The 24,775-nt window shown below is 62.1% G+C and carries 24 protein-coding genes, 1 tRNA gene, 1 other RNA gene and 3 pseudogenes; 13 read left to right on the top strand and 16 right to left on the bottom strand.

Annotation, left to right across the window (positions count from 1 at the left end):
• Window positions 1-71: 71 nt before the first annotated feature.
• Genes ribB through nusB form a run of 3 tightly spaced genes read left to right on the top strand, consistent with a single transcriptional unit; the run spans window position 72 to window position 2,188 of the window.
• Window positions 72-1,181, top strand: a complete 1,110-nt coding sequence (ribB, locus tag GKR99_14225; protein NKB28634.1) for a 3,4-dihydroxy-2-butanone-4-phosphate synthase — start codon at window positions 72-74, stop codon at window positions 1,179-1,181.
• Between the two features lie 3 nt (window positions 1,182-1,184).
• Complete coding sequence (locus tag GKR99_14220; GenBank protein ID NKB28633.1) at window positions 1,185-1,724, top strand: 6,7-dimethyl-8-ribityllumazine synthase; 540 nt, start codon at window positions 1,185-1,187, stop codon at window positions 1,722-1,724.
• On the top strand, window positions 1,721-2,188 hold the full coding sequence (gene nusB / locus GKR99_14215) for a transcription antitermination factor NusB (protein NKB28632.1): 468 nt from the start codon (window positions 1,721-1,723) through the stop codon (window positions 2,186-2,188). Before GKR99_14220 ends, nusB begins: the two co-directional genes overlap by 4 nt.
• A gap of 96 nt (window positions 2,189-2,284) precedes the next feature.
• On the opposite strand, the gene GKR99_14210 is transcribed toward nusB, so the two are convergent.
• The 3 genes and pseudogenes from GKR99_14210 to ssrS form a co-directional block, all read right to left on the bottom strand.
• On the bottom strand, window positions 2,285-3,043 hold the full coding sequence (locus GKR99_14210) for a hypothetical protein (protein ID NKB28631.1): 759 nt from the start codon (window positions 3,041-3,043) through the stop codon (window positions 2,285-2,287).
• A 47-nt stretch (window positions 3,044-3,090) separates the two neighbouring features.
• A pseudogene (locus GKR99_14205) lies at window positions 3,091-4,430 on the bottom strand (hypothetical protein).
• 360 nt (window positions 4,431-4,790) lie between these two features.
• A non-coding RNA gene (gene ssrS, locus GKR99_14200) (6S RNA) lies at window positions 4,791-4,946 on the bottom strand.
• A 156-nt stretch (window positions 4,947-5,102) separates the two neighbouring features.
• Between ssrS and GKR99_14195 the strand changes: the two are divergent.
• Together GKR99_14195 and GKR99_14190 are read left to right on the top strand one after the other, a co-directional pair.
• Window positions 5,103-6,061: pseudogene (locus GKR99_14195) on the top strand (IS630 family transposase).
• Window positions 6,062-6,093: 32 nt separating this feature from the next.
• Window positions 6,094-6,576 (top strand): MmcB family DNA repair protein, encoded by a 483-nt coding sequence (locus tag GKR99_14190; GenBank protein ID NKB28630.1) that lies wholly within the window; start codon window positions 6,094-6,096, stop codon window positions 6,574-6,576.
• A 258-nt stretch (window positions 6,577-6,834) separates the two neighbouring features.
• Here GKR99_14190 and GKR99_14185 read toward each other — a convergent pair whose 3' ends face one another.
• The gene (locus GKR99_14185; GenBank protein ID NKB28629.1) at window positions 6,835-7,041 is read right to left on the bottom strand and encodes a hypothetical protein; all 207 of its coding nucleotides are present in this window, start codon (window positions 7,039-7,041) and stop codon (window positions 6,835-6,837) included.
• An 82-nt stretch (window positions 7,042-7,123) separates the two neighbouring features.
• On the opposite strand from GKR99_14185, the gene GKR99_14180 reads away from it, so the two are divergent.
• The 3 genes from GKR99_14180 to GKR99_14170 all read left to right on the top strand — a co-directional run bounded on the left by GKR99_14180 (window position 7,124) and on the right by GKR99_14170 (window position 8,720).
• Window positions 7,124-7,612, top strand: a complete 489-nt coding sequence (locus GKR99_14180; GenBank protein ID NKB28628.1) for a GNAT family N-acetyltransferase — start codon at window positions 7,124-7,126, stop codon at window positions 7,610-7,612.
• Between the two features lie 45 nt (window positions 7,613-7,657).
• Window positions 7,658-7,734, top strand: a tRNA-His gene (locus tag GKR99_14175).
• A 161-nt stretch (window positions 7,735-7,895) separates the two neighbouring features.
• Complete coding sequence (locus GKR99_14170) at window positions 7,896-8,720, top strand: cytochrome C (protein ID NKB28627.1); 825 nt, start codon at window positions 7,896-7,898, stop codon at window positions 8,718-8,720.
• Window positions 8,721-8,764: 44 nt separating this feature from the next.
• Here GKR99_14170 and GKR99_14165 read toward each other — a convergent pair whose 3' ends face one another.
• Window positions 8,765-9,073 (bottom strand): hypothetical protein, encoded by a 309-nt coding sequence (locus GKR99_14165; protein ID NKB28626.1) that lies wholly within the window; start codon window positions 9,071-9,073, stop codon window positions 8,765-8,767.
• On the opposite strand from GKR99_14165, the gene GKR99_14160 reads away from it, so the two are divergent.
• Together GKR99_14160 and rpoH are read left to right on the top strand one after the other, a co-directional pair.
• Window positions 9,072-10,094, top strand: a complete 1,023-nt coding sequence (locus GKR99_14160; GenBank protein ID NKB28625.1) for an RluA family pseudouridine synthase — start codon at window positions 9,072-9,074, stop codon at window positions 10,092-10,094. The two genes, GKR99_14165 and GKR99_14160, sit on opposite strands and share 2 nt — an antisense overlap.
• Before the next feature lie 160 nt (window positions 10,095-10,254).
• Window positions 10,255-11,151 carry an RNA polymerase sigma factor RpoH gene (gene rpoH / locus GKR99_14155; GenBank protein ID NKB28624.1) on the top strand — a complete coding sequence of 299 codons (897 nt, stop codon included), beginning with the start codon at window positions 10,255-10,257 and terminating at the stop codon, window positions 11,149-11,151.
• 83 nt (window positions 11,152-11,234) lie between these two features.
• Here rpoH and GKR99_14150 read toward each other — a convergent pair whose 3' ends face one another.
• The 8 genes and pseudogenes from GKR99_14150 to rsfS all read right to left on the bottom strand — a co-directional run bounded on the left by GKR99_14150 (window position 11,235) and on the right by rsfS (window position 18,342).
• Window positions 11,235-12,089, bottom strand: a complete 855-nt coding sequence (locus tag GKR99_14150; protein NKB28623.1) for a methyltransferase domain-containing protein — start codon at window positions 12,087-12,089, stop codon at window positions 11,235-11,237.
• A gap of 39 nt (window positions 12,090-12,128) precedes the next feature.
• Window positions 12,129-12,608 carry an RNA pyrophosphohydrolase gene (locus GKR99_14145; GenBank protein NKB28622.1) on the bottom strand — a complete coding sequence of 160 codons (480 nt, stop codon included), beginning with the start codon at window positions 12,606-12,608 and terminating at the stop codon, window positions 12,129-12,131.
• A gap of 102 nt (window positions 12,609-12,710) precedes the next feature.
• Window positions 12,711-14,048, bottom strand: a complete 1,338-nt coding sequence (locus GKR99_14140; GenBank protein ID NKB28621.1) for a PDZ domain-containing protein — start codon at window positions 14,046-14,048, stop codon at window positions 12,711-12,713.
• Between the two features lie 9 nt (window positions 14,049-14,057).
• Entirely contained in the window at window positions 14,058-15,194 is a 1,137-nt protein-coding gene (locus GKR99_14135; protein ID NKB28620.1) for a peptidoglycan DD-metalloendopeptidase family protein, read from the bottom strand.
• Window positions 15,191-16,711 (bottom strand): 2,3-bisphosphoglycerate-independent phosphoglycerate mutase, encoded by a 1,521-nt coding sequence (locus GKR99_14130; protein ID NKB28619.1) that lies wholly within the window; start codon window positions 16,709-16,711, stop codon window positions 15,191-15,193. The genes GKR99_14135 and GKR99_14130 overlap by 4 nt, the downstream gene beginning before the upstream one ends.
• Before the next feature lie 142 nt (window positions 16,712-16,853).
• A pseudogene (locus GKR99_14125) lies at window positions 16,854-17,185 on the bottom strand (EthD family reductase).
• A gap of 195 nt (window positions 17,186-17,380) precedes the next feature.
• Window positions 17,381-17,851 (bottom strand): 23S rRNA (pseudouridine(1915)-N(3))-methyltransferase RlmH, encoded by a 471-nt coding sequence (gene rlmH / locus GKR99_14120; protein ID NKB28618.1) that lies wholly within the window; start codon window positions 17,849-17,851, stop codon window positions 17,381-17,383.
• A complete protein-coding gene (rsfS, locus tag GKR99_14115; GenBank protein ID NKB28617.1) occupies window positions 17,851-18,342 on the bottom strand; it encodes a ribosome silencing factor in 492 nt (163 codons plus the stop codon). The genes rlmH and rsfS overlap by 1 nt, the downstream gene beginning before the upstream one ends.
• A gap of 198 nt (window positions 18,343-18,540) precedes the next feature.
• Between rsfS and GKR99_14110 the strand changes: the two genes are divergently transcribed.
• From GKR99_14110 to GKR99_14100, 3 genes are read left to right on the top strand one after another with little or no spacing between them, the layout of a single operon-like run.
• A complete protein-coding gene (locus GKR99_14110) occupies window positions 18,541-19,506 on the top strand; it encodes a gfo/Idh/MocA family oxidoreductase (GenBank protein ID NKB28616.1) in 966 nt (321 codons plus the stop codon).
• A gap of 11 nt (window positions 19,507-19,517) precedes the next feature.
• Window positions 19,518-19,820, top strand: coding sequence for a DUF4389 domain-containing protein (locus tag GKR99_14105; protein ID NKB28615.1), 303 nt, complete (start codon window positions 19,518-19,520; stop codon window positions 19,818-19,820).
• A 20-nt stretch (window positions 19,821-19,840) separates the two neighbouring features.
• Window positions 19,841-20,977 carry a hypothetical protein gene (locus GKR99_14100; GenBank protein NKB28614.1) on the top strand — a complete coding sequence of 379 codons (1,137 nt, stop codon included), beginning with the start codon at window positions 19,841-19,843 and terminating at the stop codon, window positions 20,975-20,977.
• 96 nt (window positions 20,978-21,073) lie between these two features.
• Here GKR99_14100 and GKR99_14095 read toward each other — a convergent pair whose 3' ends face one another.
• From GKR99_14095 to GKR99_14085, 3 genes are all read right to left on the bottom strand, one after another.
• Entirely contained in the window at window positions 21,074-22,228 is a 1,155-nt protein-coding gene (locus tag GKR99_14095) for a porin (protein NKB28613.1), read from the bottom strand.
• An 86-nt stretch (window positions 22,229-22,314) separates the two neighbouring features.
• The gene (locus GKR99_14090) at window positions 22,315-24,132 is read right to left on the bottom strand and encodes a M3 family oligoendopeptidase (GenBank protein NKB28612.1); all 1,818 of its coding nucleotides are present in this window, start codon (window positions 24,130-24,132) and stop codon (window positions 22,315-22,317) included.
• 73 nt (window positions 24,133-24,205) lie between these two features.
• A complete protein-coding gene (locus tag GKR99_14085) occupies window positions 24,206-24,484 on the bottom strand; it encodes a DUF1127 domain-containing protein (GenBank protein ID NKB28611.1) in 279 nt (92 codons plus the stop codon).
• Window positions 24,485-24,775 lie beyond the last annotated feature (291 nt).

The raw sequence follows: 24,775 nt of genomic DNA, 5'->3' as shown, positions 1-24,775 counted from the left end.
GCGCGCGCCCTCTGGCCATCCTGCGCGGGGCGCGATATGCCGCGATCACGCAACCACCGGACTGCTGCCCCATGACCGACGACCTGACCCCCGACTGGACCGACGCTGTCTCCTCGATCGAAGAGATTATCGAGGATGCGCGCAATGGCCGGATGTTCATTCTGGTCGACCATGAAGATCGCGAGAATGAGGGCGATCTGGTGATCCCCGCACAGATGGCCACGCCCGAGGCGATCAACTTCATGGCGATGCACGGGCGCGGGCTGATCTGCCTGACGCTGCCGGGGGAACGCTGTGATGCGCTTGGGCTGCCGCTGATGGCGTCTTATAATTCGTCGCGCCACGAAACCGCCTTCACAATCTCGATCGAAGCGCGTGAGGGGGTGACCACCGGGATTTCGGCGCACGATCGGGCGCGGACGGTGGCGGTGGCTATCGACAGCAGCGCAACCTCGGCCGATATCGCCACACCGGGCCATGTGTTCCCGCTGCGCGCCCGCGAAGGTGGCGTGCTGGTACGGGCTGGCCATACCGAGGCTGCGGTGGATGTTTCGCGTCTGGCCGGGCTGAACCCGTCGGGTGTGATCTGCGAGATAATGAAGGAAGACGGCACCATGGCGCGGCTGCCGGATCTGGTGGCCTTCGCGCAGCTGCACAACCTGAAAATCGGCACGATCAGCGACCTGATCGCATATCGCCGCCGCAACGACAATCTGGTGCGCGAACGGGACGTGCAGGCGATCCAGTCCGAATTCGGCGGCGACTGGATGCTGCGGATCTATACCGACGAAACCCAGGGCGCGGAACACATCGCGCTGATCAAGGGCGACATTACAACGGACGAACCGGTACTGGTGCGGATGCACGCGCTGGACCCGTTGCTGGACGTGGTCGGCACCGGCGGGCTGGGCCGGTCGGGCGAATTTGGTCACGCGATGCAGCTGATCGCGGAGGAGGGACGCGGCGTTCTGGTTCTTCTCAGGGATTTGCACATGAAACTTGCGCTGAAGGATGAAGTATCGCCCCAGACACTGCGGCAGTATGGGCTGGGCGCGCAAATCCTCAGCTCTCTGGGGTTGTCCCGGCTGATCCTGCTGACGAATTCCCCGTCGCCCAAAATCGTCGGGCTGGACGGATATGGCCTGTCGATTGAAGGCACGCGACGGATAACCGAGGGCTGAGGGATGGCACAGACAGACGACCTGCTGACGCTGCCGACATTCGACAAACCGGTCAAGGTTCTGATCGTCTGCGCACCGTATTATCGCAGCATTGCCAATGACCTGGTGACCGGCGCGCAGGCAACGCTTGAAGACGCGGGCGCAACCCATGAAGTTGTCGAAGTGCCCGGCGCGCTGGAAGTCCCCTCGGCCATCCGCATCGCCTTCCGACAGTCGAATTTCGACGGTTTCGTCGCGCTGGGATGCGTGATCCGGGGTGAGACGACGCATTACGAAACCGTCTGCAACGACAGCAGCCGCGCACTGACCCTGCTGGGGTTAGAGGGGGCGAATATCGGCAACGGAATTCTGACGGTTGAGAACATCGCGCAGGCCGAGGTTCGCGCCGATCCCAAGGCGATGAACAAGGGCGGCGGCGCGGCGGCGGCGGCACTGCATCTGATCGCGCTGGAACGGCGCTGGGGCAGCAGCAAGCGAGGGATCGGTTTTCGCAACATGGACAGCTATCAAGTGGCTGGTGATGATGGGTCATCCACCGCATGAGCAACAAGCGGCAAATGAAGTCGGCAGCGCGGTTTTTTGCCGTGCAGGCGCTGTTCCAGATGGAAGCCTCGGACCAGACCCTGGACGAGGTGCAGCGCCAGTTCGAAGACCTGCGATTTGGCGAACATTTCGACGACTATGACATGGCCGAAGGCGACCCGGATCATTTCCGCGCGCTGACCGAAAAAGCGCTGGAAGATCAGGCGCCTATCGACCAGATGACCGACCGCGCGCTCGTTGCCAAATGGCCGATTGCGCGCATTGATCCAACCCTGCGCGCCCTGTTCCGCGCCGCTGGCGCGGAATTGCGTATCGCCGAAACACCGCCGCGCGTCGTGATCACGGAATTCGTCGATGTCGCCAAGGCGTTCTTCCCCGACGGGCGCGAACCCAAATTCGTGAACGCGGTGCTGGATCACATGGCGCGCGAAGCGCAACCTGCTGCTTTTGAACAGAAAACCTGACGCCGTAGGTCAGCCGCGCCGCGCCCCTTGTCAAAGCGCTCCCCCGGCCATCATTGACCCAAAAATATCCCCGCCGGAGGCATCTTTCTTTTTGCCTCAGTCATCCAAAACGGTGACCAGCTTATAGGTTTCCAACTCCTCAGGAACCAGCAGGTAAATCTCGTCCGGGGGGGTGACCATGGCGTGCTGCATGACCAGAGGATCGATGCCCATCTCATTGAGATAGCTCATGACTTCGGCCTGGCCGCGCTGGACGTCTTCGACCGCCATGAAGGCAGGCAGGATCGTGTTTTCGCCGAAGTAATGCTGATGAACGCCGACCCAGGCGTCTGCGTGGACCGTTCGCTCGATCCCGGCGGCAAGGACATAGGGGCAGGCCGACAGGCAGATGTCGACCGCGCCCATGGCGGTGGAGATCCCCGCCTCGCGGACGGCGCGGCCGATGTCCAGCGCGTCGCTGACCGACCCGCCGGGGCTGCGCAGCCAAAGGCGTTTGGGCGGTATGCGAAGTGTCTGCAAATGGTCGGCAAAACGTATGGCATCGCCAACGGCGATGGTGCCGGTCAGCGACAGCGCGTCATCGCCGACCACAGCAAATTCCAGCCGGTCGGGCAGTTCGCCGGTTTCGGGATAGGGGCGGTCGCCGGGGGTTGTCGTTGGTCGCGCAGGCAAGCTGTTCGGAGAGAACCTGCGCGTCTGATCGCCGGGGCGCACCGGTTCACTGATCCGGGGCGCGCCGGTGCTACCGGGCCAGCCTAGCCCGGCGAATCCCGCGCCAGCCAGATCGCGCCCGACAAGAATGCCTGCCATGATGATCTGGCTGACGAAGATCCAGCGGATGACGTTGCGCGCCAAGGGGCGCGTCTTGCGCCTGCGCGGAACACCCGCCTCGGCGGTATCGCTCACTCGCCTTTACCTTTGCGGATCGGGGTCGTGTTCTCGGTGACCTCCTCGACCGCGACGGGTCTGGGCGGCGGGGTGATGATCGGTGCCTGGTCAACGGGGTGGCGGTCCAGCGAATCCTCCACATCGCGCACGGCGTGCAGCGCGGCGCGCAACTCGGCCAGGGTCAGCGTGTCTTCCATGCCAACCCGCGCGCGGCCCGACCGAATCGCGGCGTGGGTGACCGCCAGCATCAGCACCAGCACGGCGGGCAGCAGGTCGATGGCGATGGCCCCGGCCCAGCTGGGGATGAAGTTCCCGGCATACCGGCATAGCGGATGACCGCGTCGGCGGTGGAAATCGGGGTATAGGTGATCTCGGCCGCTGCGGGCATGGCGATCACCACCTCGGCGGCCTGACGCAGGGTCTCGGCGCGTTGACCCAGCACGGTCAGGACCGAGTCGATGGTGGCGCGTTGACCATCGCGGGTCTCGGCACTGGTCCCATCCAGACGCGGTAGCACGACCGAGGCGGACAGGTCCTGCGCGGCGCGCGTCACCAGCGGCGCGACCGACAGCTGGCGCAGACCGGCGATGATCCCGGCAAGGCGCACGGCCTCTTCCGAAAACTCGACCGAGCGGCCTTCGACCGGGCCTTGTGCGACGGTCAGGGCGCGCATCCGGGACAGGATCGCGTTGCCCTCTTCAAACGCGCCGTCGATCAGGGGGCCCTGACTGGCGATCTGGGCTTCCAGGGTGCTGAGTTCCTGGCTTTTCTGGCGCAGCACGCGGAAGACCGCGCCGCGCCCGGCGATACCGGAAAGGTTGCCGGTGGCCTCCTGCTCGGACAGATCCTCAAAACTTTCGCGCACGCGCGCGACATCGCGTTCCAGCCCCTGGGCGGCGATGGCGGTGGTATGGGCCTGTTCCAGCGAGGCTTGATAGTCCTGCACGGTTTTCGCCAGATGCTGTTCGACCGCCGCCGCCCCGGCCAGCGCGGCGGCGTTCAGCCAGCTGGACATGGCGATGATGGCGAGTGAGCCGAGGCACATGGAGGCGAACAGCCCCATGCGCGCGGACGCGCCGCGCACCGCAGGCAGCAGGCGCATCAGGTAGGACCAGAAGACGAATATCCCGACCGAGACGGCGACGGAATAGGCAAGCGCGGCAAAGATCGTCAGCGTTCCCTTGTCATCCAGCAGCGATGAGACGCCGAGGTAGGTGTAGATGCCGGACGCGGTCGCCAATACGCCAAGCGCCGCACCGCTGAACGTGTCGAGCCAGCCGAGGTGGCCCTCAAGCTCTTTGGCGTAGCGCACGCCTTCGGCTTCGGCCCGTGTCAGGCGGGTGTCTTCATTCATGGCGTATCCTTCGCGTTTCGCCGCACAGGATGGCGCAAAATGGCCGAGAGTCCACGTTTCGGGGTTGGGATCGCGTGCTCGTGAGGGGGCGTGGGCGGTTCTGTGCCGATTGGGTTGGAGCGAGAGTGAAGAGCGGCCAGTTGCCACATGCACAATTCAGCCCGGAATCAAGCCTGAAAGGCGCCGGGCAAGCGCCTGTCTGCCCCCCCGGGCAGGCGCTTTTGCTACGTTGCGGATTTTACGATGGTCGGAGTTAGCGCTGAGAAACAAATGCACCTCACCAGCGTGGCGGCGCCTCCCCGCAGACAGGCTGGTGCCCGGCTTGCGTCGCGCAACATGTAGTCGCAGGCTGATTGGTGTGACGGAACCGCGACAACCGTCGGGGTTTTGAATTCCCGAGGACCTGAAGATACAGGTGGGCACCAGATAACCAGACCAGAGTCAGGACAGAGCCAGCTCCCTCGGATTTGAGTAAGGCCACTGGAATTGAGCCCGGCACGAATTGCGCAGAACCGTCACAGGTTCAGAGATAGGGCAGGGTGGGGGCTGCGGCAAGGGCGGTGACGCCGGGGCTTGTCATTTGTTCACCTAAAGCGTTTCGTCTTGAACCTGAATCGCGAGGGATTCCCTTGAGACCTGATCTGTGATTCATCCTGTTTGGGAGGATGGATCATGTCAGCACCTTTGCCATCTGCGCTTCGGATACGGTTTCAGAGATACATTGAAGAAGGGTTGAGCGGGCGCGCGGCGGCGTTGCGGTTGAAGCTGTCGCCTGCCACAGGCGCGCGGTGGGCGCGTCAGGTGAGGATGAAGGGTCATGCGGAACCTGCCCGGCAGGGACCGCCGCGCGGCAAGGGAAAGCTGGCTCCGCATCGGGAATTCTTTGAGGAGTTGATCGCACAAGACCCTGACATCACGCTCTTTGAGTTGCGTAATGCGCTGGCCGATGCAGAGGGTGTGCGGGTGCATCACTCCTCCATCGCCAACCTTCTGTCCCGGCTCGGCTTCACGTACAAAAAAAGTCGCTGGTCGCAACCGAGCGCCGCCGCGCCAAGGTAAGGCAGCAACGGGCCGACTGGTTCAGATACCGCTCGCCAGCCATTGCGACCTTTCCTGAGCGCGTTGTCTTTATTGACGAAACCGCAGTGAAGACAAACCTCACGCGCCTACGCGGCAGAGCCAAGCGCGGTAAGCGCCTGACGATGGATGCGCCCTTCGGAAGCTGGGGAACCCAAACCTTGATCGCGGGCCTGACCCAAGGCGCGCTGATCGCACCTTGGGTCATCAAGGGAGCGATAGATGGCCCCGCCTTCGCGGCCTACATCCGCGAAGTGCTGGTCCCCGAGATCAACCCCGGCACTGTCGTCATTCTCGACAACCTGGCAACCCACCGGAATAAGGAGGCGACGCAGGCTTTACGCAATCACGGCTGCTGGTTCCTTTACCTGCCACCGTACTCGCCCGACCTGAATCCCATCGAGCAGGCCTTCTCTAAACTGAAAGCCCATTTGCGACGGATCGGGGTCAGGTCCTTTACCCAGGTCTTCGAAGCAATCGGAGCAATCTGCGATCTCTACGACCCAGTAGAATGCTGGAACTACTTTAAGGCCGCCGGATATGTCTCAGGTTAATGTCGAAACGCTTTATTGTTCATGATTTGCCAATGCCGGATGATTTCGACACGCCGCCGATGGGCGGACCGGACCTGATGCCCGGGCAGCTGTTGGCGCGCGGGGTATGCCGCCACCTGCGGCGGGCGCATGATTTTGTCTGTGTCGAGGAGCTGGTGCCGACGCGGGGCCTGCGTGTGGATGTGATGGCGCTGGGCCCGAAGGGTGAGGTTTGGGTGGTGGAGTGCAAGTCCAGCCGCGTCGATTTCACCTCGGATTCGAAATGGCACGGCTATCTGGAATGGTGCGACCGCTTCTTCTGGGCCGTGGACAGTGATTTCCCGACCGATCTGCTGCCCGAGGATACCGGGTTAATCATCGCCGATGCCTGGGACGCCGAGATTTTGCGGATCGGGCCAGAGGCCAGACTGGCAGGGGCGCGCAGGAAGGTGATGGTGCGGAAATTCGCCCGTCACGCGGCGATCCGGTTGCAGGGGTATCGGGATCCGGGGGTGGCGGGGCTGGTGGATTTGTGAGGCGGGTCTAGGCGTGGGTGGACTTTTGCGATGCGAAGAACAAGCCAGGCGAGCGCCTGACCGGGGGTAGGCGATGCAACATGCGTGTGGGGCAATTTATGGTTTAGCCATGACGGTGAGATTCGAAGGATTCACGACCCATCGAAATCGCCTGCCCGCGCGACCGTCAGGCGATCGCCCGGCGCCCTTGCGGGCTTGATTCCGGGCGGAATGGCGCGTCGCGCCTACGTCCGTTCCAGGCCTAAGCCGGCCCTGCTCTCAGCGTTTCTTCCCACCCTTCGCGCCCATCGCCCGGGCCCGCCCGGCGGCGGCGCGGATTTCTTCGGCGATTTCCTCGGCCTCTTCAGGGTCGAAATCCAGCGGCAGTTCGATCCCGTCACCCTCAACATAAATGCGCACCATGCCCAGGGACGTGGGGCCGATTTGCAGGTTGGCGGTGACGTCGCTTTGTTTGTCGATGCTCATAGGGCTGATTTTCGCATTTTGGCTGACTTGGCCTAGCCCGCTGCGGCTTGTCACGCAAGGGGCGCGCGGGCAGGGTGGCTGGATGAGTGATGAGATTATTCTGCGCGATCTGGCCCCCGGCGATGCGGGCTGGCTGATCGAGCGGCATGCGACGCATTACGCAGCCAGCGACGGGTTTGATGCGATGTTCGAGGCGCTGGTGGCCGAGATTCTGGCGGCCTTCATTCGCACTCGGGATCCAGCGCGGGAACGGGCCTGGATTGCGTGGCGGGGCGGCGTGCGTGTCGGGTCGATCTTTTGTGTCGGGGCGGGGCAGCCCGGTATTGCCAAGCTGCGGCTGTTTTATGTTGATCCTGCGGCGCGGGACACCGGGTTGGGGCATCGGCTGCTGGAGGTCTGCGTGAACGGCGCGCGGGACTTTGGCTATGACAAACTGGTGCTGTGGACCCATGAAAGCCACGCTGCGGCCGGGCATCTTTACCGCAGCCATGGCTTCACATTGGACAGCGCGGTTCCGGTAACCTCTTTCGGGGTCGATCTGGTCGAGCAAAGCTGGTCAATCACGCTCTGAGCGGCTTGCAATCGCGGTTTCACGGCGCTAAATAATCCTTCGCGTGCCGCCTTAGCTCAGTTGGTTAGAGTGCTTGATTGTGGATCAAGAGGTCCCTGGTTCGAGACCAGGAGGTGGTACCACCCCCTTGCATTAAGATCATGACCGCCAACCGCAAAACGGCGTGCATTGCGCGATTCATGCAGATTTTGCGTGATGTTGCCCCCGCCAGTGCTAGACTGTCCGGATAAGCAACGCTGGAGATAGCAAAATGACACGCCAAGGACACAACGCGATTGGTTCCCTGGTACGAGTTTCGGCGATTTTCGTCACGTTTTCCGCAAGTATTGCACTGGCCGAGCCATCGTTGGAGCGCGGCACTTACCTTGTGGAAGGCCCGGCAGCCTGTGGAAACTGCCACACTCCGCAAGGCCCCGATGGGCCGATTGCCGACATGTATATGGCCGGGATGCTGGTCGACAAGAATGACGCCTTCACGGCCATAGCGTCCAACATCACGCCGGGCAGCCGGGTGGCGAGTTGGTCGGATGCCGAACTTGCGCGCGCCATTCGCGAAGGCATTCGCCCCGATGGAACAGTGATTGGCCCGCCGATGCCGATCGGATTGTACCGCGGGCTGTCGGACGACGACCTGATGAGCATGGTGATGTATCTGCGCCAGATTCCGGCCGTTGAAAACGATCCCGGTACCAGCGTCTACAACTTCCCGCTGCCACCAGCCTATGGTCCGCCGATTGACACCGTTGCGCCCGTTCCTGAGGGCGTGACCGAGGAATACGGGGCCTATCTTGCCGGGCCCGTGGCGCATTGTATTGAGTGTCACACGACATTTGGGCCGACGGGTCCGATGTTCGACACCCACCTTGGGGCCGGTGGCTTTGAGTTTCACGGTCCCTGGGGCACCTCGGTCGCACCCAACATCACGCCAACCGGATTGGCCGAGTATTCCGACGCTGACCTGGCAGGCATGATACGCGGTATGCGCCCCGATGGCAGCCGCATGCTGCCGCCGATGCCCTATGCGCAGCTTGCCAACACGACGGAGGATGATATCGCGGCGATCATCCTTTACTTGCGTGCCCTGCCTGCGCTGCCTGATGGCGGTTAGACGGTAGCGGATACCTGCGAAATCGTGGCGCCTGACCCAAGATCTTAGGGTTGGGCGCCGCTGATCGTGACTTCCTGCAACAAGCGTTCACCCTGATCGTCGTAGATCAGGATGCGATCGTCACTGGTTACTACGGCCAACCAACTGGGGCCGATGGTCAGGGCGCGCGCCTCGACCCCGTCGGGCAGGGATATCTGATCCGGCAGGCTGACGCTGTCGCGGTTCACGATGATGACAAGCATCGCGACAATCGCTAGAAGCCCGACGATCATTGTTGCGGTCAGACCCGTCACCAGCCAGCGCAAAAGGCGCAGTCCGGGGATGTCCGCCTGTGGAGTACCCTCGTCGTTCATGTCCACCCGCATTGTTGAGATCACCATCGGGCCAAACCCGCCCGCGCGCCTTGATAAGGCGCTGGCGCGCGACGTGCCAGAGGAAGCGCACCTAAGCCGGTCGCGATTGGTCAGGCTGATCGAAGATGGCAGCGTGACATTTGGCGGTGTGCCGGTCGCGCCCAAAGGGCCTGTGGCGGAAGGGGACGTGTTTCAGGTGCGGGTTGCCGCGGCCACCGAAAGCCATATCGGCCCGGAAGACATCCCCCTGAATGTGGTATTCGAAGACGATGATCTGGCAGTGATCGACAAGCCCGCTGGAATGGTGGTGCATCCAGCACCGGGCACCCCGACCGGCACGTTGGTCAACGCATTGCTGCACCATTTCGGCGGCGATCTGTCCGGGGTTGGCGGTGAAAAGCGCCCCGGCATTGTGCATCGGATCGACAAAGACACCTCGGGCCTGCTGGTGGTGGCCAAGACGGACCGGGCGCATCACGGGCTGGCCGCGCAGTTCGAGGCGCATTCCGCCGAACGCAGCTATTGCGCGATTTGCCATGGTGCACCGGACGCGGCGGATCCCCGGCTGCGAGGGTTGGCGGGGATTACGGTTGAAAACCGCGGTGTCATCTGCATCACAACGCAGCTGGCGCGTCATCGCACGGATCGGCAAAAACAGGCGGTTGTGGCGCAGAATGGGCGGCGGGCGGTGACCCGGCTGCGCGTGCAGGAGGGGTTTGGCAAGCCCGCCTCTGCCGCGCTGGTAGAGTGCCGGCTTGAAACCGGGCGCACCCATCAGATCAGGGTTCACATGGCCTATGCCGGGCACGCGCTGATCGGTGATCCGACCTATGGCGGGCGGCGCAAGGTGTCGGCGCGCAGTCTTGGACAGGCGGGTGCCGAAGCGGCGATGGGGTTTCCGCGACAGGCACTGCATGCCGCAACACTGGGATTCGTGCATCCGGGGACGCAACAAACCCTCACGTTCACGTCACCATTGCCGCCCGATATGGCCGGTCTTCTGCGGGCTTTGCGCGGATAAAGTATTGAAAAGCGGTTGGAAACCGTTTAGAAATAGCCTCCCCATCAGTGAAATATTAGCAAAAACCGCCGATTTGCATTTTGACTTGAACTAAACTGATCTGTTCACCATATAATGTTAACCCGCGAAACATCGGAGCCAATGAGGGATCGAAAACCAGATGTCGAACATCAAGAACCTACCAGCACCCAGCCCGGAACAGGGCCTGAACCGGTATATGCAGGAGATACGCAAGTATCCGATGTTGGAGCCGGAAGAAGAATACATGCTGGCCAAGCGCTGGGTCGAAGATCAGGACACCGAAGCCGCGCATAAGATGGTCACCAGCCACCTGCGCCTGGCGGCGAAAATGGCCATGGGCTATCGCGGATATGGGCTGCCGACTGCCGAGGTGATTTCCGAAGCCAACGTCGGCCTGATGCAGGCCGTGAAGCGGTTTGACCCCGAAAAGGGGTTCCGCCTGTCAACCTATGCGATGTGGTGGATCCGTGCCTCGATCCAGGAATACATCCTGCGGTCATGGAGCCTGGTGAAGCTGGGCACGACCAGCGCCCAGAAGAAGCTGTTCTTCAACCTGCGCAAGGCCAAAAGCCGTATTGGTGCGCTGGAAGATGGCGATTTGCGCCCTGAGAACGTCAAGCGGATCGCCAATGATCTGAGCGTGACCGAGGACGAAGTGATCTCGATGAACCGGCGGATGTCGGGGGGGGATGCCTCGCTCAACGCGACGATTTCGGCAGATGGCGAAGGGGCTGCGCAGTGGCAGGATTGGCTGGAAGATGAAGACGCCGATCAGGCAGCGGATTATGCCGAGAAGGACGAGCTGGACACCCGGCGCGAAATGCTGGCCGAGGCGATGGAGGTTCTGAACGAGCGTGAGAAGGACATCCTGACCCAGCGTCGCCTGTCGGAAAGCCCTGTGACGCTGGAGGATCTGTCAGGCGTCTATGACGTCAGCCGAGAGCGTATTCGCCAGATCGAAGTCCGCGCGTTCGAGAAAATTCAGGAACGCATGCGCGAGTTGGCTGGCAAAAAAGGCCTGTTGGAACCGGCATAGACCAAAGCAACAAGACCCCCGGTCGCGCGGTGCGCGGCCGGGGGTTCGGCGCTGTGACCGGGCTGCGGTCCATCCCGCCCGGATCAGGGCGCGCGCAGGACGATCATCAGATAGCGGTTGTTGCGGCAAAACACCTCGGACGAGCGGGCCTGTTCCATAAAGCGCAAATGCATGCTGGCCCGGCGTTTCTTGTTGATCACCAGCCGCGTGGCGCGGTCCAGCAGCCAATGGGTTTTCGGTTTGCGCGCGCTGAAATTTGCCTGCACGGTCGAAAAACTGTGACCCAGCACGTTGTAGAAGGATTGTTCGAGGTCGATTGACGGGGCGACACGCTCGGTAATGTCGGCCTCGTGCAGTTTGGCATAGGGCAGGCTGTCGAGTTCGGCGCGGAACCGTTCGATCAGATGGCCGCCGCCGGTGGCGCGTTTGCCGTCGGATGTGCGTTCGTCCCCGGTGCGAAAGCAATCGGCCAGCAGGACATGGCCGCCGGGCGTCAGCAGGTCGAGGCAGCGTTTCAACCCGTGGTCCAGCGCGATGTACTGGAAGCTTTCCGAGAACAGGCACAGGTCGTAGGGGCCGCTGCCGGTGAAATCCTCATACCGGCATTCGTGGACCGTTGCGCCGGGCGCGTTGACGCGGCAGCGTTCGGCCAGTTGCGCCGACGGAATGACGATCTCGACCGAGTGGCCAAGCGCCAGCAGGCGAGCGGCGGTTTCGCCCGCGCCGCCGCCTATATCGAGGATCCTCAGCGGGCCGTCCGGCAGGTGGCTGAACAGCAGATCGGTATAGGCGGCTTGCGCCCGGCCCAGATTCTCGGCCCGCACGTCCAGCCCGTCCCACAGGCCATAGTGCAGGTTTTCGTGCCCGGTCAGCCAGCGAATGACCTCGAGGCTGATATCCAGTCCGACGGCGCGGCTGTTGGTTTTAGAATTGCTCATGACCGGGTCCATAGCGGATGGGCGCGGGGTGGGGAAGCCTCAGATATAGGGGCCGAGTTCGCCCAGCACCTGCGCATAGACCGCGCGCTTGAAAGGAACGATGCTGGCAAGCATGTCGGCGGGCGTCATCCACTTCCAGCGGGCAAATTCGCGGGGTGGTCCGGCGATGTTGACGGCCTCATCAGGGCCGTCATAGCGCATCAGGTACCAGCGTTGCTTTTGCCCGCGAAACCGGCCTTTCCAAAGCACCGGAACCAGATCGGCCGGTAGATCATAGGTCACCCAGTCGTCCATCCTGCGTTCGACAGTAACCGCATCCCCGGACAGGCCGGTTTCTTCCCAAAGTTCACGCAACGCCGCCTTTTGCGTGCCCTCACCGGGATCGACGCCACCTTGCGGCATTTGCCACGCACCGGGGGTATCGACGCGTTCGCCGCCGAATATCGTGCCATCCGGGCGCGCCAGAACGATGCCGACGCAGGGGCGGTATGGCAGCCTGGCAATCTGTTCGGGGGTCATGTCGTCGCCCTTCTGTGGCAAGGGGCCGAACGTTAAACGCCGGCCCCCGTTTCGTTGTGTCGCGACACCCGCGATGGCCACCGACCACCGCGATGTCAGGTATTACGGCGCCGCGCTGGCAATTGCCGACAGCCCTTTGAGCAGGTCGATGGCGTAAGCCAGCTGAAAATCCTGATCGCGCAGTTTCGCGGCCTCTTCTGCCGTGGCCTGTTCTTCCAGGATGATCTGACGCTCATCTTCACTGATCGAATCGTTGTCGAGGGATCCGCGCAGGTCAGCTTCGCTGCGCTGGCGGCTGTCCTCGGCCTCCTCCTCGGTCGCGGCCGGCTGGCGCGGGGGCTGGGCCACCACGATGTCGGGCGACACGCCCAGCGACTGGATCGACCGGCCCGACGGTGTGTAATAGCGCGCGGTGGTCAGGCGCATGGCGCCGTCTCCGCGCAGCGGCATTACGGTCTGGACAGACCCTTTGCCGAAGGATTTGGTGCCAACAACAATGGCACGGCGGTGATCCTGAAGCGCACCGGCGACAATTTCCGAGGCCGAGGCCGAGCCGCCGTTGATCAGCACCACGATCGGCTTGCCCATCGCCAGATCGCCCGGTGTTGCATTGTTGCGTTCGCCGTCACTTGGGTCACGGCCCCGGGTCGACACAATCTCTCCGGCGTCGAGGAATGCGTCCGAGACCTTGATGGCCTGGGTCAGCAGACCGCCAGGGTTGTTCCTGAGGTCCAGAATGAAGCCGTTCACCTTGTCCATTCCGCCCGCAGCCTCGACCTGTTCGGCCAGCCCGTCTTCCAGATTGGGATAGGTCTGATCGTTGAAGGTGGTCACGCGCAGAACCACGGATTCGCCTTCGGTCCGGGTGCGCACGGCGGTCAGTTTGATAGTGTCGCGGATGATCGAGATATCGAAGGGATCGTCCACACCTTCGCGCACCAGCGTGATGATGATCTCGGACCCGACAGGGCCGCGCATCAGCTCGACCGCTTCATCAAGTGTCAGGCCCAGCACGCTTTCGCCATCCACATGGGTGATAAAATCGCCAGCCTCGACGCCGGCCGCATCCGCTGGCGTGTCATCCATGGGCGAGACGACTTTTACAAAACCCTCTTCCTGCGTCACCTCGATCCCGAGGCCCCCGAAAGAGCCGCGCGTCTGAACCCGCATATCGGCGGCATCATCTGGCGACAGATAGCTGGAGTGCGGGTCGAGAGAGGTCAGCATGCCGTCAATCGCCGCCTCGATCAGCGCACCTTCGTCGACTTCTTCGACATATTGGGCGCGAATGCGTTCGAAAATGTCGCCGAACAGGTCAAGCTGTTCATAAACGTTGGTTTTGCGCGCGGTTTCCTGTGCGATCAGCGGACCGGCGACCTGTGTCGTCAGAACCGCGCCGCCCAGAATGCCGCCGACGATGGCAAATGCGATCTTTTTCATCTTGTTGTCCTACTCCCTGCCGGTGGCGAACCAGGTGGCGGGATCCACCGGGTCGTCCCCCTGTCTGAGTTCCATATAAAGCGTTTCTGTCTGCTGCTGACCACCGCTTTGCGACTGGGTGGCCGTCAAATCCGTGTCTGCCTCTTTCGATCCGCCCATCAAGCCCACCGGGGTACCCTGTGGCATGACATCCCCGACCTGACCATACACTGTATCAAGCCCGGCAAGCACCAACAGAAAACCCCTGGAGGGTTCAAGCACCATCACGTTTTTGTAGTCCAGCAGCGGACCCTGATAGCGGATTGTCGCCTGCCAGGGTGCTGTGACAAGGGCGCTGGGCTCGGTCGCGATCAGCAATCCGGGGCGAGTAATTCCGGCAGCGTCGGCTTCGCCCGAGGCGCGGATGACCGTGCCATCGACTGGCATCGGCAGCGTGCCGCGGGCGGCTGGAAAGGCGCGCGGGGCGGGGCGCGGCCCCTTTTTGGCATCGGCTTCGCGCAGGGCTGTGGCAAAGCCTTCCAAGGTGTCGGCGCTTTCGGCCAGGGCGCTGAGCGCGTCGGGGTCATCGACCAGGCGGCGCGGCAGTGCGCCGCGTTCGTCAACCGCCCGACCCAGCGCGGTTCGCGCCGCGCGCACGCCGTCGAGCCCTTCGGTCAGCTTTTTGGCCGCGCGCTCCTGCAACTCCCGCAGCGCGGCCACTTCGGCCATTTGCAGCTTCAGCTTGTCCAATTCGCGCCGCAGACCGGGTGTCATATCAGACAGCAGCATGCCTGCATGAAGCGTATCGAGCGGCCCCGAGGGGTGCAACAGCAGCGTGGTTTCCGGCGCTGATTGCAAGATCTGCAACACGCCCAGCAACCGCGACAGTTTCTGATTGTCCGCCGCAAGGCTGTCGCGCAGGCCCTGTTCCCTGGCGGCGACATCGCGGATGCCTTCGCGCAGCGCGGCCAAGCCAGCCTCGTAAGCGGCGACTGTGCGGGTCAGGGCGGCGACGCGGTCGGGGGCTTCGCGGGCGGCGTTCAGCGCGGCGGCCGCGCGGTCAAGCTGATCCACGGCGGATCGTGCGGCTGTGGCGGCGTCGCTTTGTGCCCAAACCGGTGACGCCAGCGTCAGCCACAGACCCAGCAGCAGGCCTGCCCGCCTCATCCGATCAGGCTTTCGCCGGTCATCTGGGCGGGCTTCTCCTGGCCCATCAGGTCCAGCAATGTCGGGGCCAGATCCGCCAGCCGCCCGGCGCGCAATGTCGCCCCGGGCGCACCGCCCACCAGCGCCACAGGCACCGGGTTTGTGGTGTGCGAGGTATGCGGCCCGCCGGTTTCGGGGTCGATCATCACTTCGCAATTCCCGTGATCCGCCGTGACGATCATCGCGCCACCGACCGTTTCCAGCGCTGCCACAACGCGCGAAAGCCCCTGATCGACGGCTTCACAGGCCTTGATGGCCGCGCCCAGATCGCCGGTGTGACCGACCATGTCGGGGTTGGCATAGTTCACCACGATAAGGTCGTAACCATCGCCAATCGCCGCGATCAGGTGCTCGGTCACCTCACCCGCCGCCATCTCGGGCTGCAAATCATAGGTGGCCACTTTGGGGGATGGGGCCATGTAGCGGTCTTCGCCCGGTTCGGCCGCTTCCTGACCGCCGTTCAGGAAGAATGTGACGTGGGGGTATTTCTCGGTCTCGGCGATGCGGAACTGGCGCAGGCCATTCTGTGCCACCCAGGACCCGAGTGTGTTTTCGATGCGACCCTTGGGAAACATCGCTGACATGAAGGCGCTGTGCGCGTCCGAGTAATCCACCATCCCCAGCAGGGCGACCCAATGCGGACGCGCAACAGTGTCGAAGGCGTCAAAATTGTCGGCGCCGACTGCGCTTAGAATCTCGCGCGCACGGTCGGCCCGGAAGTTGAGGCAGAACAGACCGTCTTCATCCCTGGCACCGGCATAGGCGCCGATCAGGGTTGGGGCGATGAACTCATCCGTTTCGCCGCGCGCATGGGCGTCTGCGACCGCTTGTTCGGCAGTCGCGGCGGTTTGATCGGCCTGGCCCCGGATTATCGCGTCATAAGCGCGCTGCACCCGGTCCCAGCGGTTGTCGCGGTCCATGGCATAATAACGCCCCGTCACGGTTTCGATCCGCGCGCCTTCGGGCAGTTTGGTGTTGAGTTCGGCGATGAACCCCGCCCCCGAGGTTGGGGCCACATCGCGCCCGTCGGTGATCGCGTGGATCGCGACGGGCACGCCTTCACCGGTCAGCGCGCTGGCTGCCGCGACGATATGGTCGAGGTGCCCATGCACCCCGCCATCGGACACCACGCCCAACAGATGCGCCGTGCCACCTGTGGTTTTCAGTGCTTCGATGAAGTCGATCAACTCGGCATTTTCAAAGAAACTGCCATCTTCAATCGCGAGGCCGATCTGTCCCAGATCCATCGCCACAACCCGGCCCGCGCCGATATTGGTGTGCCCGACCTCGGAATTGCCCATCTGCCCGGTCGGCAGGCCGGCATCCGGCCCATGGGTGATCAGCGTCGCATGCGGGCAGGTCGCCATGATCCCGTCGAACGTGGGCGTGTGCGCCAGAACCGGCGCGTTGGCGGTTGCCTCCGCGCTTAGGCCCCAGCCGTCGAGAATGCACAGAACGACAGGTTTCTGGGTGGGCATGCGCGAAGGCTCCGGGTGGTGTCGGGCGCAATCTAGGGCGAGGCCCGCCCATGGGCAACCGGATCACGGGGTCGCGCGGCAGGGTTTTGTCGTATCCATCGCGAAACCGCTCATTTTTGTGGCGGATTAATGGGGCCTGACCCTAGGCCAATGGTGGCGCAAATGCGTCCATCACCCGGCTGATTTGCATGGTGGGCTGAATATCGGTGTAGTTGGGAATGTCGCCTTGGATCTCGGCCGCGTTTGGTCCGTAGGATGATTTGAAGTCCTCGACCGAGTCAAAATACAGATTGGCAATTGCAACGTAGGTTGGATTTGAGCCGGGTTCGCGACCGCTGAACCCGTGTTCAATCTCATATCCCTTCAGCGCCGCCCCCAACAATTTGCGCGCCCAGGGGCGTGTTTGTTCACGTAATAGTCGATATCGAAGCGCCCGGTTTCGCTGTGGGGGTACTTGAGGCTGATTTTGATCAAGATGTCCGTCTTTGCTTTGGATTGCTTACGTTCAACCTAATGCGTTTCGCGCTTGGCCTGAAACAGAAATCTCTGCCAATCGATCAGTAAATTTCTGATATCGAACGCGATTTCTGGCCCGGGCAAAGGGGCGCAACGTTCCACATGGGTCCGCCGGATAGAGGTTATCGTTACAACCAGGCAGACACAGCCCGATCAAACACGGTGATAGGGCGCCCCGGCCAGGATCGATGCGGCGCGGTATAGCTGTTCGGTCAGCATGACGCGGGCCAGTATATGCGGCCAGACCATGCGGCCCAGCGATAATGTCAGATCGGCACGCGCCACCAGATCTGCGTCCAGCCCGTCGGCGCCGCCGATCAGGCAGGCCAGATCACCGCGTCCGTCGTCGCGCCAGCGTGCAAGCTGGGCCGCGAATGCGGGCGAGGGCATCTGCTTGCCGCGTTCATCCAGCGCACAAATCACGGCGTTGTCGGGAATGGCGCGGGCCAGCAGCGCCGCTTCGGCCGATTTGCCGCCGCCTTTCTTATCCTCAACTTCTGTGATGGTTGCCGGGCCAAGCCCCAGCGCGCGCCCGGTCCTGTCGAACCGGGTCAGATAGTCGTCGATCAAATCACGTTCGGGGCCGGCGCGCAGGCGGCCCACGACGCACAGATGCAGCCGCATCAGCCGCGCTTTGCGGCCTCAGCCGGGTCAAGCCACATCTTTTCCAGCTGATAGAATTCGCGCACTTCCGGGCGGAACAGATGCACGACGATGTCGCCGACATCGACAAGCACCCAATCGCCCGTGTCCTTGCCTTCCAGGCGCGCGGCGCGTCCGTGGTCCTGTTTGAGGTGATCCACCAGATGGTCGGCCATCGCGACAACCTGGCGCGAAGATCGCCCGGAAGCGATCACCATATAGTCGGCCATCTCGGACTTGCCGTGCAGGGCGATCTGCACCACATCCTCGGCTTTGTCATCGTTGAGCGATTTCAGAATCACCGCCAGCAGAGCCTCGCTGGTCAGTGGGATGGTATCCGCAGTCACGCCGGAGTACCGTTCAGCCCGACCGCCATTGGCGCCCTGGGCCGTCGAAGTGGAAATGGACAGATTGTCGTCCTCCTGACTTGCGCGCCGCCAATCCCCGACGCCGGGATACACCAGATGTAGCATCGGGGGGGCGGCATCTCAATAACGTGCGGGAAAAACCCCGGTTGGCTGTTGCTTGCGGGAATCACCGCCCGGTGATGCATCCGGGATGGTGCGACGGCGGGCGGGGCCCTCTGGCGCGATGCCCGGCAGAATTTGAGTGGCCTTCCCCGGGGCAGCGGGTAACATACAGGCTTGAAGAACGAAAAGCAGGGCTGCGACATGACCGACCACATCCGATGGGGCATTCTGGGGGCTGCGAATTTTGCGCTTAACCATATGGGCCCGGCGATTCACGCGGCCCGTGGTGCTGCGCTGAGCGCGCTTGCGACCGGCGATCCGGCCAAGGCGGCCGGGTTCACCGCTTTCGCGCCGGGATTACGGGTTCATGACAGTTACGACGCGCTGCTTGCGGATCCGGATGTGGATGCCGTCTACATCCCGCTGCCCAATCATCTGCATGTCGAATGGTCGCTGAAGGCGCTGGCTGCGGGCAAACATGTGCTGACGGAAAAGCCGATGACGCTGCGGGCGGACGAATTCGACGGGCTGATTGCGGCGCGCGATGCCTCGGGCCTGTTGGCGGCCGAGGCTTACATGATCGTGCATCACCCGCAGTGGCAGCATGCGCGCGATCTGTTCGCAGACGGGGCCATCGGCCGGTTGGTGCGCGTTGACACGACCTTCACGTATGACAACCGCAGCGATGCGGACAACATCCGCAACCGGGCCGATACCGGCGGCGGCAGCCTGCGTGATATCGGGGTGTACACCATCGGTTCGGCCCGCTTCGTGACGGGCTTGGAAATGTCAGACGTGCGTGCCTCGATAGATCGGGAAAACGGGGTCGAGGTGACCTGCGAAATGCAGGCCCGTTTGGGTGCGGCGCGGTTCACCGGATATACCTCGATGCGCGCGCATCCGCGACAGGAGGTGTGCTTTCATGGCGACAAGGGTGTGATCCGCATGGTGACGCCGTTCAACACCAATGTTTTCGGTATGGCGCAGGTGGTATTGGAGCGTGGCGGGCTTGAGGTGTTGACGCGCCGCTATCCGGACGTGAATCACTATGTTCAGCAGGTCGAGAATTTCTGTGCCAGCCTGCGCGACGGGGTCGCCTATCCGTGCCCGCTGGAATTCAGCCGTGGCACGCAGGATGTGATCGACGCCGCGCTGGCCGCGGATTGAGGGAGGGTGAGATGCCGGATCAGGAACAGAAATTCGAAGGCCGGATGCATGGGCCGCAGGACCCGGTCGAAAAGGACGGTCTGTTTATCCGGCTGATTTATATGATCCTGATCGCGCTTATGATCTCGATCGCGCAGACGGTTCTGGGGCTGGCCACGATCATCCAGTTCGTGCTGATGGTGGTCAACAAGGGCACCCCGAACGAGCGGTTGGCGGATTTCGGTGAATCGCTTGGGATCTGGGTTGCCAAGGCCGCGCGCTATCAGACCGCAGCGAGCGAGGTGAAACCCTGGCCCTGGACCGAGCTGGATTGAAACGGCTCGGGCACTGACGGATGCCGCGCCGTACCCTGAAACACCGCGCAATTCGTGCGGCCATTCCACTGCGCCGTCGCAAAAGCGTCATCACGACGGTGTCTGCCAATAAGGTGACATTGCAGATCGGGGATCGCACCTGGTTTGTTGAGGTTGACCGCGATCTTCCGCCCTTTAAAACCTATGATTTTGTGGCCTGGATTGCAGGCGCGCTGTCGCTGCAAAAAGGTCTGCCGCTTCGGCTGGACCTTCCCGTTTCGCAAGGTACTGCGTTATCGCTTGCGCGGACATCGGCCCTTTGGATGGTGCGTATGCCGGGCGATTGCCATCCGATGAACCTGGAACTTTGCAATATCGTTCCCGATCCGCCGCAACCAGAAACGGGCGGCATCCTGTGCCTGAGCGGTGGCGTTGATTCAACGTATGCGGCAATTGAAGCGTCCCGTGAGCGCGCTTATTCCCATGGCGTTTTGTTGCATGGCATGGATATTCACTTCACGGATTCCCAGGCGTTTGCGGGCCGTCGTGAACGGGTCGCTCGGATTGCGCAGTATTTTGGGCTGGACCTGATGACGGTGCGGACCAACATTCCAGCCTCTTTCAGGCCGTCGAAATCCTTTCTTCCGATGCTGCTGAATTGTATTTTGTTCTACGCTGGCAATGGTTTGTCACGCGGCGGCTTTGCGGCAGACAATACGCCCGACTATGGTCTGATGATTGAGCCCGAGGCCAATATTCTGGGTGTCGAGACGTATTTTCAATCGCCCTCCTTCGCGATTGATTATCTGGGCTGGGCGCAGACCCGCGCGGAAAAACTTGCCGCGATCCATGCGTGTTCGCCTGCCTTGCTGGCGGACCTATGCGTCTGCCAACTGCCCCGGCCAGACGGCGGTAATTGTGGTGAATGCGAAAAATGCATGCGCAATCGGTTGGCATTGGAAATCTGCGGGCTGGATCAAAGGCTGACATTTCCGGACCAGCGCGACACGATCGGATTTTACGAGGATTTGACGCGTTCCGACCCGGTTCTGGCCCGTCTAGGGATGTTGCAGACCGAGCAACTGGGTCTCGCGCTGCCCGAGGGGGAAGATCGGCGCAGATTGCTGGCCCGGGCGGAGGATCTGCGCAAACGCCATATTGGCCATCGCGCGCCCTGATGGCCGTCGGTCCTCAGGCAGATCAAGCATAAGGGGCAATCATCACGAAAAAACGGGCGCAAAAACTGCGCCCGCTTTGTTGGTTCGCCGACAAGTTTACCTCAGCGTGGCAAGCGCGCCTGAGATGGCCGAGCGGCTGGCACCCCGTGCCGTCTGCGTCGAGGAGTTGAGCGGCTTGCCCTTGGCATTGCTGCCAACCGGAATTGTCAGCCCGACGCTGACGGAATCGATGTCCGCCGTGTCGATCCCAAGAAGCCCGTCCAGCGCCAGTTCGGTCTTGGTGAACTCGAGGCTGACAACAGCAGGAATGCTGGTCTGCATCGCATAAGTCGCGCCAATCGTTGCCTGGTTGGCGTAAAGATCGCCACCTGCCACCAGCGAGCCACCAGTGTTCAGACGACCCAGCGAGCCGTAGAAGGCAAGCCCGTTCCCGGTGCGGTATTCTGCGCCAAGACCCAGGAGCGTCAGGTCAAGATCATCGCCGCCACCTTCGAGGTGCGTATTGGCGATGTGACCAAACACCTCCATGTCGGGCGAGACATCATAGGAAAACGAGGCGCCGACATCGCGGATATCAACATCGCCAAGGCTTGGGTCTGAATCCGATTTGCCAAAGAATGCTTCTGCCCAGAGAGGCCCGGATTCATAGCCACCAAAAAGGCCGACGCTGTGCGTATCAATGCCGAAATTGATCGGAAGACCCGTAATAGCCACATCCAGATCACCCGAGCGATAGTAGGCACCGATGTAGCCGCCATTGCCGAAATGATACGACGGGTCGATGCCCAGGCTGATCAGTTCTGCCCCAAGCTCGAAGCCGCCGACGTCGATATCGGTCTTGGAGAACCCGAAACTTACGTCAACATTGACGTTCTCTCCGAGAGAGATGTCAGATTCGATATCGAACGTTTTGGTCGTCAGATCAATTGCGCCCTCGATGTCAGCCGTGCTGTAGCCGAACGTGAATGTCGAGGAGATGGGATCGTCCGATGATTCGTCAAAACCAGCGGCGGTCGCGCCGATTGGAATCGCGGCAAAGATGAGATGATGGGTGTAATTAGGTGTTTGATTTGCATGGCTAAAGTTCTGGGTGGCTAGGATTAACCAAATGTTAACGCTTTTGTAGAGTGGATTGAAATGCCGCTGTACCAAATCCGGGCCAGAATGGCTTACGCTATGGTAACTTGGCAACATGTGCGCGGGCCGTTGACCTGCTTTCAGGTGCGGCAGACCCAGGCCCGCAACATCCATCAGCGGGGATGTTTCGGCCAATTTCGGGTGTATTGGCGTTGGTGGTGATCGGTCGGCGTAGGGGTGTTCGTTCGCGCCAGAGGCGTTCACTCCATCCCTTCCAGCTCCTCGATCATCGCCTCGATCATGCCCAGACCTTTGTCCCAGAACGCCGGGTCGCTGGCGTCCAGGCCGAAAGGCGCCAGTAGGTCTTTGTGGTGTTTGGACCCGCCCGCCTTCAGCATGTCGAAATACTTCTGCTGAAAGCCCTCGCCGCCTTCTTCGTAGACCGCATAGAGTGCATTCACCAGGCCGTCGCCGAAGGCATAGGCATAGACGTAAAAGGGCGAGTGGATGAAGTGCGGGATGTAGGACCAGAACGTCTCGTACCCGTCCATGAAGTCAAATGCCGGGCCAAGGCTTTCGCCCTGTACGGACATCCAGATCTCGTTGATCTGGTCGGGGGTCAGTTCCCCTTCTGCGCGGGCGGCGTGGAGCTTGCATTCGAAGTCGTAAAACGCGATCTGGCGGACCACGGTGTTGATCATATCCTCGACCTTGCCAGCCAGCAGGATCTTGCGCTCGCCCGCGTCTTTGGCCCCGTCCAGCATCTTGCGGAAGGTCAGCATTTCGCCGAACACGCTGGCGGTTTCGGCAAGGGTGAGGGGGGTTGAAGACAGCATCTCGCCCTGATCGGCGGCCAGAACCTGATGCACGCCGTGGCCCAGTTCATGGGCCAGCGTCATCACATCGCGCGGTTTGCCCAGATAGTTCAGCATCACATAGGGGTGCACGGTTGTGGCGGTCGGATGGGCGAAGGCGCCGGGTGCTTTGCCGGGTTTCACCGGCGCGTCGATCCAGCCTTTTTCGAAGAACGGCGTGGTCAGATCAGCCAGGTCGGGCGAAAACGCGGCGTAGGCGTCGGTGACGGTCTTTCGCGCCTCATCCCAGCCGACGATCCGGTCGGTTTCCATAGGCAGGGGCGCATTGCGGTCCCATACCTGCATCCGATCCAGACCCAGCCATTTGCGCTTTAGCTCGTAATAGCGGTGGCTGAGGCGCGGGTAGGCGGCGACAACGGCGTTCCTCAGCGCCTCGACCACTTCGGGTTCCACATGGTTGGCCAGATGGCGGTCCGCCTGCGGGCTGGGCATCTTGCGCCAAATGTCCTCGATGGATTTTTCCTTGGCCAGCGTGTTGGTGATCCGGGCGAACAGCTTGATGTTCTGGCCGAAAACATGGGCGAGCGCATGGCTGGCCGCTTCGCGTTTGTCGCGGTCCTGATCGGTCAGGAAGTTGAGGGTGGCTTCCAGGCCCAGCGTTTCGCCGTTCACGTCGAATTCCAGCCCGGCCATGGTTTCGTCGAACAGCTTGTTCCAGGCGGATGCGCCGACCACGGATTGGTCGTGCAGGAATTTTTCCAGCTCATCGCTTAGCTGGTGCGGCTTCATGGCGCGCATCCGGTCAAAGACGGGCTTGAAACGTTTCAGGGCGGCATCGGCGAACAGCGCCTCATATGCGGCATCGTCGATCCGGTTGAATTCAAGGCTGAAGAACACCAGCGGCGTGGTCGCGTTGGTGATCCGGTCCTGGCAGTCGGACATGAACTTGGCGCGCTCGGCGTCGGTGGTGACCTGGTAATAGCGCAGGCCCGCAAATGACATGATGCGCCCGGCGGTGATGTCGATCGCCTCATAGGCGTCGATGCAAGCGCGCATGGCGGCAGCGTCGAGCGTTGCCAGCTTGCCTTCGTAGGAGGCCGCGAAATCGGCGCAGGCGGTATCCAGCCAGTCCAGATCGCGGGCCAGTTCGGGCGCGTCCGGTGCTGGGTAAAGGTCGCTGAGGTCCCATTCGGGCAGATTGCCAAGGGCATCGCCCCCAGTCGCATTGGCATCAAAGACGGGGCGGGTCGAGGGCAGCTGCATCGGGGACTCCTGTGACTGAACGCGTCACAGATAGGGCGGGCCGGGCGCGGGGGCAATGCGCCCGGTGCATTGGTCACCGCTTGTTGTTTCGCCGCGCCCGGCTGACGCGGCGCAGGGCGCCACCAGCGTCGACGTTCAATGGCAGGTTGGCGGCCCATTCAACCTCGGCGCGGACCACGCCGATATCATTCAGCACGTGGTCGTCCAGATCCAGCATGCGGCGGAACTTGCGGCGGCTGTTGAACGCGGATGCACGGGCCAGAAGGCTGCTGTCGAGGTTGGCAATGGGGTGGCCGGTGGTGATGGCTGCATCGGTCATGGCGGGGGCCCTTGGAGTTGATGGCGGGATCATGTGGAGTTCCGGTGAATCAATCAAACGAATAGTATTTAAGCTATTTGTCAGAAATTTTGTGAGAGCGCGTTTTCACTGGCTTTGGTCAGGTCCGGCGATCCGGCCTATATGGCGCGCTAAAGCGCCCGCCTGATTACCTTAGTCGCCACTGGAATGGCCTGCGCCTGGTGCGCGCCCTGCTTTGGACGGACGATCTTCTTCTGGCAATATCGCAGATTAAGTGGGTGATGCGCTGGTTTTTTGCTGCGAAGGCCGCGCAGGAAGGCGCGAAACTCCAACATCCGTATCAGA

Source organism: Paracoccaceae bacterium, from assembly GCA_012103375.1.
Classification (GTDB): Bacteria; Pseudomonadota; Alphaproteobacteria; order Rhodobacterales; family Rhodobacteraceae; genus WLWX01.
Note: the sequence above shows the minus strand (reverse complement) of the source record. Positions and strands in the feature narration are given on the sequence as shown.